At 55.1% G+C, this 9911-nt stretch carries 5 protein-coding genes; 4 read left to right on the top strand and 1 reads right to left on the bottom strand.

From position 1 onward, the window contains the following. From RSSM_RS34385 to RSSM_RS00865, 4 genes are all read left to right on the top strand, one after another. On the top strand, positions 1–225 hold a 225-nt coding region (locus tag RSSM_RS34385; protein ID WP_044300416.1), incomplete at its 5' end, for a hypothetical protein. 78 nt (positions 226–303) lie between these two features. Then, positions 304–4173: a CRTAC1 family protein gene (locus RSSM_RS00855; RefSeq protein ID WP_144059469.1), complete on the top strand. Its 3870-nt coding sequence runs from the start codon at positions 304–306 to the stop codon at positions 4171–4173. A gap of 252 nt (positions 4174–4425) precedes the next feature. After that, the gene (locus RSSM_RS00860; RefSeq protein WP_044300418.1) at positions 4426–7203 is read left to right on the top strand and encodes a tetratricopeptide repeat protein; all 2778 of its coding nucleotides are present in this window, start codon (positions 4426–4428) and stop codon (positions 7201–7203) included. 51 nt (positions 7204–7254) lie between these two features. Further along, a complete protein-coding gene (locus RSSM_RS00865) occupies positions 7255–9135 on the top strand; it encodes a CRTAC1 family protein (protein ID WP_008673434.1) in 1881 nt (626 codons plus the stop codon). 69 nt (positions 9136–9204) lie between these two features. On the opposite strand, the gene RSSM_RS00870 is transcribed toward RSSM_RS00865, so the two are convergent. Next, a partial coding sequence (locus RSSM_RS00870) for an NHL repeat-containing protein (protein ID WP_044300419.1) occupies positions 9205–9911 on the bottom strand: 707 nt, incomplete at its 5' end.

Here is a 9911-nt window from a genome sequence, read left to right on the forward strand (position 1 = left end):
GGGATGACGGCCGATGGCAGGCATTCCAATCGATCGGTAGGTGAACGGTCGCGTGAACAGTCTGACCACCCGTGCGCAACGCATACAGCGATCGCCCCACGTCCCGAGTGGTCAGTGGATTTGCGGCGGAGCGTTGCCTTTCCCCTCGGCGACGTCTCATCCTCAGCGGCTTCCCGCGAACGCACCGTCGCCAACGGTGTCGGTTTCGAGTTATCATCTTCTTAATCGTCGTCGAGGTTGCAGCCCTCCGGCGAAACTCCCACCGGAGGACCAACTTCGCAATCACGTTATCTCGAGGAACGGATGCACAGGAAGAAAGCTCGCGGCAGCGTGAAAGCATCGACCAGCCAGAAAGCAACCCCATCACCCCAAAACGGGAAGACGGCCGGAGCAGCGAATCGTCGACCGATGATGCTCGCGTTGTTGGCCGTTGTCGCATTGGCGGTTGTTGCGTTTTTGGTGGTCCAAAACGGAAACAACAAAAACGCCGACGTCGTTGCCTCGAACACATCGACCTCGGACGCAGAGCGGTTGGAACTCACTCGCGTTGCACTCGCAAAAACAGAGAACCTGCAATTCGACGATGCCGACGATGCGTGGAACACGCTTCACGATCGTGACCCACAGAACGCATCGGTCGCTCTCAATCGGGCTCTCAACCGCGTACTACGCGTCGATTCGTTGTCGTCACAAGCAACGAATGCGGCGTTGGAACGAACAGAACAAAAGCTAGCCCGATCGAAACTTCCCGAAGCCATCGCGTCCGCTCGGGAAGGAATCGAGGCGTACTCCGCAATCGCGGAAAACTCTGTTATTGCGCAGTGGTTAGCGGCGGAAGTTGACCTTCACGAAGCATCGCTGCTTCCCGCGTCAATGACCAAATCGATTCGCAAGGAGGTGTATGACCGTCTATCGCAATCCGTTCAAGGCGATACCGGTAAACAACCCCAATCGGTGATCTTGGGTGGTGTCTTGGCCAAAGTGATCGAACAGATTGAAGACCCAATTGACGGTTTGCCTCGAGACGTGCTCGCCGACGCGGCAAAGGCGTTCGGCTCGCTGTCGGACAACCATCCTGACAACCTTTTCTTTGCACTGCGTGCAGCCCGACTCAATATCGAGAGTCGAGATCAACGAGCAGCTGTCTTCATCAAGCGATCAGCCGACTTGGCGTCGGGAATCAAACCACTGATCGGCGCTGACACGCAAGCCATCGGCAAAACGCCGGATGAGTTGGTGGCCGAGATTGTTTTGGCAATCGACTCGGCCGATTGGCAAACCGCAGAGAACAGCAATTTGTTGTGGTTCAACGTTCTCAACAGCAGTGAAATCATGAAGACCGACCGGAGGCGGGCGATGCCGCATCCGTTGGACCGCCTCAGTTTCGCATCGCTCCGTGACCTTGCCGCATCGGTCGCGAAAGAAAAATCGATTCAGCAGGGCACTTCGCTCCCTCAATTCAAAAGGCTCCAACTTCCCGATTCGGATGCAATTCGCGTTCTTCAGCCGATCGACTTTGATTTGGACCTCGATACTGATCTCGCCGGAATCGATTCGGAAGGAGTTCTCCGATTGTGGCGCAACGAGGACGGACAATGGTCGTCCGCGGGTTCGGCGAAAATGGATATCGATGCAGCGGGCCTCATCGCCACCGACCTGTTCGTCGTTGACAGCAGCGCCCCCGGGCGACTTCGTGCGAATCGAGGTGATTCGGCGAGCGACGATTTGATGTCGAGTTCTCGCCATGACACTTTCCAACATCTAGTCGTCTACGGTGACGACGGAGTCCGAGTGGTTAGCATCGACGGTCGATCTAACGCTTCTGCGCAGCAGCGACTCCAACCCATTGAAGCCGACATCGGCTTGAACGACGTGCAAGGAGTCACCGCCGCAATCGCGGGAGACTTAGAGGCCGATGGCGACCTCGATCTGATATTCGGCACTCGAGAACATGGCGTCCGCATGTTTATAAACCGAGGCAACCGAACATTCTTTGAATTGCCAACCCAAGGCCCCACGTTCGCGGCCGATTCGCCTGTGTCGGCATTCGCGATCGGCGATGTCGACCGAGATCTCGATCTCGATATCATCTCGGTACACAAATCGTCTGGCCGAGTCAGCATTTTGGAGAACATGCTACACCTCCAATTCCGTGGTCGGTATCTCGAGAACGTCCCGGCGGTGCGAGACGCAGACTTTGTTGCGATCGAAGAAGTCGACGGCAATGTTTCTTGGGACTTGGTCGTCGGTGGCAGCGAATCAGCCGCGGTTGTCTACACTCACACATCCGATGCCGGAGTTTGGAATGTGGAACAGGTGATCTCGAGTCGTTGCGACGCATCCGCCCACGCCGTCATGGACCTCGACAATGATTCATGGATGGAAGTTATCGCCGATAATCAAATGTCGCGAATCGGCCCCTGGGGTTGGTCTGCCTGGGTACCGGTCGACGGCCTGACTGCCATCCAATCAATCTGCCCGTCCGACTTCGACCGAGACGGTAGGGTGGACGTCGCGGTTGTTACAGACGACGGCGCGTTCGTGGGCGACAACGGCACTGAACCTGTCGGCCACTACATCAATCTCCGGTTCAAAGGTATCGATGACAACGCCAGCGGGCGTGTGAATCACTACGCGATCGGCAGCGTCCTGGAGACAAGGTTCGGTCCACACTACCGTGCCCGGATCGTCACCTCTCCTTCGACTCATTTCGGACTGCACGAGACAGATCAGGTTGGCAGTGTACGAGCGATTTTTCCGAACGGGCTTACTCAAACGATTGCGAACCCGCCGCTTGACGCATTGGTCGAAGAGGAACAAACACTCAAAGGTTCCTGCCCCTATTTGTATGCGTGGGACGGTGACAAATTTGCCTTCGTCACGGATTGCTTATGGGCGGCCCCGCTCGGATTACAGGTTGCCCACGGTGTCGTCGCAAAAGACCGTCCCTGGGAATACCTCAAACTCGACGGCAGCAATATCCACCCCAAGGACGGACGCTACGAACTACGCATCACGGAAGAATTGTGGGAGGTTGCCTACTTCGACGAAGTACAACTCACCGCGGTGGACCATCCTTCCGATGTCGAAATATGGACGAATGAAAAGGTCGGTCCTGGCAATATTGCAACTCCCACTATCTTCTCATTCGCGTCTGATGATCGGCACCCGATTCATTCGGCGACCGATACGACGGGGCGCGACGTGACCTCGTTGCTCGCCGATGCAGATCGCCAATTCGTCAAAGGTTTCGATCGACGGTTGCGTCAAGGTCTATGCGAACCGCATTGGATCGATCTCGATTTTGGCGAGCAGTTTGCGGACCGAGTGTCACAACACGGTGAGACATCTCAACCGGTGTACCTAGTCCTCACCGGTTGGATCATGCCCACGGACGCATCGCTGAACATTCAGATTGACCAGAACCCTGCATTGGACAAAATCGAGTTTCCATCGGTGTGGGTTCCGAGCAGCGAAAGTCCTTCCGAATGGTCACAGGTCATTCCGTTCATGGGATTCCCCGGCGGCAAAACGAAAACAATCGTGGTGGATGTTAGTGAAATTCTCAATCCAGAAGACCCACGTTTTCGTATCCGTACGTCGGCACAAATCTATTGGGACTCTGCCGAAGTCGTGACCCAAACCACACCCGCAGATCACCAGAGCCACGATTGCGAATTGCAATCGGCTGAACTGACGTTTCACGGTTTTTCACGCCGTCGCAAAGAGGGGCCGCGTCAGCCCGAGACCTATGACTACCAAGACGCTTCCGACGCTGCGCGATGGCCACCGTTGTCGGGAAAGATGTCGGTCTACGGTGAGTGTACTGGATTGGTACAAACCTGGGACGATCGAATGGCGGTGATCAGCGGTGGTGACGAAATTCGGCTGAGCTTCTCCGTACCCCCGCAAGAACCGCCTCCAGGATGGACGCGAGATTTCGTCCTCCACTGCGTCGGCTGGGACAAAGACGCCGACCTGAATACCCTCACCGGACAACAGATCGGACCACTTCCGTTTCGCAAAATGACGCAGTACCCACCGGGATTGGATCAACACCCAAACTCGGTCGCGATCAATCTACTCAACCAGAGCCATCTCGGTCGCAAACAAACATTCCGGTCATTCTGGTACCGCGAAACCAACGCACCCGCGATGCAATTTTCTAAATAGCTGCACGCTTCTCTGAACCACCATATCGGCGTTGAGAGATCGACTAGAATAAAGAGCATCGGTCACTCCATTCCATTCGAGTCTGTCAATGCGGCAAAAGCGTCAACGTTTTCTGTAGCGCTGTCGCGCATACGCGCCATTGGCCTATAACGAGAATTGCCGCGCAACTTATTTCAGACGAAATCAGAGCCCTCAGATGAGGCGTTAGATGCTCAACGGTTAGTTCCCCGCCTTCGAGAGCCACCAGAATCAATGCCAACTGTTTCCTCGACGACGCCACCCGTTCGCCCGGTCACCCCCAGACTACGAGTGGTGTTGCACGTGGTGTTGATCCTATTCGGCGTTTTGCTAGCCAACGGACTCTACCTTACGTCCATCACTTGGCTGCAGCATTTCACGGGACGCATCTACGAGGACCACTTCTATCAGTTGATGTTCTTGGTGCACGTCGGGTTGGGGCTTCTGCTGATTGTTCCTACGGTCGGATTCGGAATCGTGCACATGGTCCGCAGTCGCAAGCGGAGGAACCGCCGGGCAGTGAAGATCGGCTATGCCTTGTTCGCCGTTTCGATCGCGATTTTGGTGACCGGGTTGTTGCTGATGCGTGTCGGCTCCATCGCGATCGTCGACCCGACGAGTCGCAGTTTCGTGTATTGGGCTCACCTGATTGCACCGCTCGCTGTGATCTGGCTGTACTGGCTTCACCGTCTCGTTGGTCCACGGATCAAATGGGACATTGGAAAGCGTGTGATGTTGGCAACCGCCGTTCTCGTTGCCGCGATGGTCGCCTTCCAAGCTTCCGATCCGCGTATTAGCGAGGACAAAGCACCACTCCAGGGTGAAAAGTACTTTGAGCCATCATTGGCTCGTACAGCAACCGGCAAGTTCATCGCTGCGGAGACATTGATGAACGACGAATACTGCCTTCGCTGCCATGAGGACCTGTCAAATTCCGCGTTCCACAGTGCTCACCGGCTCAGCAGTTTCAACAACCCCGCCTACCGAGCGTCGGTTCGAGAGACCCGAAAAGTTTCGCTCGAACGAATGGGATCTGTCCAAGCATCGCGTTGGTGCGCGGGCTGCCACGATCCGGTCCCGTTCTTTTCGGGCGAGTTCGATGACCCGAACTATGACGACGTTGACAATCCGACCGCACATGCGGGTTTAACCTGCGTGGTCTGCCATTCGATTCAATCGGTCAACAGCAACGTAGGAAACGCGGATTACACGATCGCCGAACCTCAACATTATCCATTCGCCTACAGCGAAAACCCGCTGTTGCAAAGTTTGAACTCCTTGATGGTCAAAGCGAAGCCGAGGTTTCACAAACATGAAATGCTGAAACCTTTCCACAAGAAAGCAGAGTTTTGCAGTGTTTGTCATAAGGTTTCGCTGCCCGGCGAGGTAACCAACTACAAAGATTGGCTACGCGGACAAAATCACTACGACAGCTATTTATTGTCGGGAGTTTCTGGACACGGGGCACGCAGTTTTTACTACCCTCCCAAAGCCCAATCCAATTGCAACGAATGCCACATGCCGGCTCTCGCCACGGATGAATTCGGGGCAAAGTACATGGAAGAACTCAGCGGCCTCGGGGTCCACAGCCACTTTTTCCCCAGTGCCAATACCGCGCTCGCCTATTGGATGGACGACGAGGAAGGTGTGCAGCGACATCGCGAGTTTTTGCGTGGAACGATGCGAGTCGACCTGTTCGGTTTGCGGAAAGAGGGCAAAGTCGATGGTGAATTGATCGCCCCTCTCGATGACGCGGCGGAAATTGAATCCGGAGAATCGTATCTGATCGAAACCGTCCTGCGAACATTGACGCTCGGCCATCACTTCACACAGGGCACGACCGACTCGAACGAGATTTGGATCGAACTGACCGCGACTCAAGCAGGCAAAGTGATCGGCAAAAGTGGCCATCGAGACGATCGTGAAGCGGTCAATCCCGATTCACACTTCGTCAACACATTCATGCTCGATCGGGAAGGGAACCGAATCAACCGACGCAACGCACAAGACATCTTCACACCGTTATACAGCCACCAGATGCCGCCCGGTGCCGGGCAAACGGTACACTATCGATTCACAGCTCCTACCGATTCAACCGATCCGATCGAGATCACCGCGAAACTGTTCTACCGGAAATTTGATACCGAATACCTCGACTACATTCGCCGAGATCGTGATCCCGAACGGGATTTGCTCGACATTGGTCTTCCGGGTGAACCGAATGACCTTCCGATCGTTGAGATCGCTAGCGATCGGCTCACGCTATACATGGACGAACAAACGCACGAAGAAAACGCAGCATCAGGCGAAGATGCCTTTCCGACATGGCAGCGGTGGAACGATTATGGGATCGGGTTGTTGCTCAAAGGGAAGGCCGAACTCAAACAGGCCGCCGAGGCATTTCGCGCGGTCGAACAGCTCGGTCGCTACGACGGTCCGCTTAATTTGGCGCGGGTGCAATTCGCTGAAGGTGACCTCGACGGTGCCACCGATTCGTTGCACCGCGCGGCGGAGATGGATCCGCTACCACCTTCCTGGACCCACAGTTGGCTCAGCGGAGTTGTGAACAGGCAACAAGGGAACCTGAAAACCGCGGCCGAGTCGCTTCGGAGCGTTCTGAACACCAAAATCGTTGAGCGAGGATTTGACTTCTCACTCGATTACGCGGTCCGCAATCAACTCGGCCTCACGCTCGTGGATCTCTTTCAACGTGCCGAAGTTCAAGGCGATGAGGAAACGGCGAAGAAATTTCTGGCACAAGCCCAGTCGGAATTTGAACAAGTTCTCGAAATCGATTCTGAGAACGTGACCGCCCACGCGAACCTCGCCGAAATCTTCACCTGGAGCGGTGACTCCGACCGTGCGGAGCATCACCGTACGCTGCATGCAAAGTACAAACCGGACAACAACGCAGCCGAAGTCGCGATTCCGGCGGCACGGAGAAGATACCCGGCCGCCAACCGAGCCGCCGAGTCACTTGTCATTTATGATCTCCAATCGGATCAGAATTGACCACAATTCCGAATACTTATTCATTTTTTCTAGTTCGTTGCAGACAACACGATGACCGATCCCCAAACGATGCCGGACTTCGCCGACGATCACCCAGACATCGAGAACGACGCTGTCATCGGAACAGCTCTCCGCAAATCGCTCATGCTGTTTGTGGCGGTTGCCATTCCCGTGTTTGCTTTCTTCATCTACCGCAACATAAACCGGGAACGCCAATATTCGGTCGAGACCGAGGTAACCCTCCCGGAGGTCCGCGAAACCGGGGGAACCCTGATTCCTTCGCTCACCATGACCGAAGTCAGCCAACAAAGTGGCATTGATTTCGTCCATCAATCGGGGAGATGTGGCGACCGACTTCTTCCTGAAACGATGGGCAGTGGTGTGGCTGTTTTGGATTTCAACAACGACGAGAACCTCGACATTCTCTTTGTCAATTCATGCTATTGGCCTTGGGACGATCGCCACGAAACGAAAACACCGTGCAAGCTCTACGCGGGAAACGGCAACCTTCAATTCACCGATGTATCCGAGGAAGCCGGACTCAACGACAATATTTATGGCATGGGCGTCGCGGTTGCCGACTATGACAATGATGGGGACAGCGATGTTTTTCTCTCTGCCGTCGGGCGAAACCACCTATACCGCAACGACGACGGACGTTTTCAGGATGTGACGAGCGACGCGAGTGTTGGCGGCGGAGATGACGCATGGAGTACCAGTTGTGGTTTCCTGGACTACAACAACGATGGACTGCTGGACCTGTTCGTTTGCAACTACGTCGCGTGGAGCAAAGAGAACGACCTGAGCCAAGATTTCACTCTCGATGGAGAAACACGAGCATACGGACCACCCCGTGCTTTCTCGGGTACCTACTCATATCTCTACAAGAATCTCGGAGACGGTTCTTTCGAAGATGTCTCGGCCTCATCCGGTATTCAAATACGAAACGACGACACCGATGTTCCACTCGGCAAAGCAATGGGACTTGCTCCAGTGGACGTCAACCGCGATGGCTGGATCGACTTGATCGTCGCCAACGACACCGTGCGGAACTTCCTGTTTGAAAACAATCGTGACGGAACCTTCTCCGAAACCGGCCGGCTATCGGGAATCGCTTTTGATCGCAGCACCGGAAATGCTCGTGGAGCGATGGGTATCGACACGGCTGCGTTTCGTGACGACGAGACCCTCGCGATTGGCATCGGCAACTTTGCCAACGAAGCCAGCGCTCTTTACATGACGCGTCCTGGCCGCAGCCAATTCATCGATGCCGCCATGTACACGGGCTTTGGCCCGCCAACTCGCAAAGGGTTGACGTTTGGCCTCTTTTTCTTCGACGTGGACCTGGACGGTCGACTCGACTTGCTCGGCGCAAACGGACACCTCGAAGAAGAGATCGCAAAAACGCAATCGACACAGCGATACGAACAGCCTCCCCAATTGTTTTGGAATGCCGGACGTGAAGCGAAAACAGAATTGGTCCTCGTCGATGAATCAAACGTCGGCAGCGACTTCCACGAACCCATCGTTGGACGTGGTGCCGCGTTTGGCGATTTTGATAACGATGGAGACGAGGACGTTGTTATTTCCACCAGTCACGCCCGCCCGGTTCTCTTTCGCAATGACCAGGCGACCGAACATCACTACCTCCGAGTCAAACTAGAAGGAAAAAGCTGCAACCGAGATGCTATCGGGGCCATTGCGCAACTATCCCTGCAAGGCCGCACTCTCAGTCGGACCGTCATGCCAACGCGTAGCTACCTCAGCCAATGCGAAAAGACAGTGACCTTCGGGCTCGGAACATCAGAAGAGGCTGACTCGATCACAATCACGTGGCCAGGAGGATCCCCTGAGCGATTCGAGATCAAGCAAGTCGACCAAACCGTCCTGCTGACCCAAGGTGAGGGAACGCCCGTGACGGACTCTCAATAACGACAGAGAATCTGCAAACGATCCTATCGAGGTGACTACCAGCGAGGCAACACCCATGATGTGTTCACGTTAAAGACGTGTTTGGTATGCCTTGGTCGATCGGTTGAACTGATACACCTGTTTCTGTTTCGGATCCGCGACGAAGATGGAATCGTCTGTGACCGCGATTCCGACGGGCCCGACCAATGGATCACCGTTAAACCATTTCTCTGTCTTTCCGTCGGGCGTGAACTTCCATACGCACTTCCCATAGCCATCGGTGACATAGCCATGGTCTCCCGCCCAGCACAGTCCGTTGGGATACTGAAACGGTCGGCCGGTCACCACATTTTCGATCTCGTTCGTCTCGACATTGATGCGCACCACCGCATCGGCGTCTGGTGTGACCGCCCACAGCCCGCCGTCACTGTCAAACGCCAAACCTCGAGCATTCACACGGGCAACCAACTCGGGCTCTCCTCCGTCGATTGGCAATCGAAACGTCGCGCGTTTTTCAGCGTCTCCGACATAGAGCATCTTGTTGCTCGCATCGATCGCCATTGCCATTGGGATTCCAATGTGTCCTTCGGTTAGCCCGACCGGCTGATCGCCTGATTCTCGAATCCAATAGATCTCGCGGGTCGCCGAATCACCAACCAACACTCCGCCCTCGGGATGCATCACCACGCATCGTGGACGATTCATCGGTTTGCGTAGAAACCGGCTTCCGCTAACAAACAACTCGCGTGTTTCCCCCGCCTTCCAAACACCGGGCAGATTGAGATCAACGCAAAAAA

This window comes from Aporhodopirellula sallentina SM41, from assembly GCF_000346505.1.
Taxonomy (GTDB): Bacteria; Planctomycetota; Planctomycetia; order Pirellulales; family Pirellulaceae; genus Rhodopirellula; species Rhodopirellula sallentina.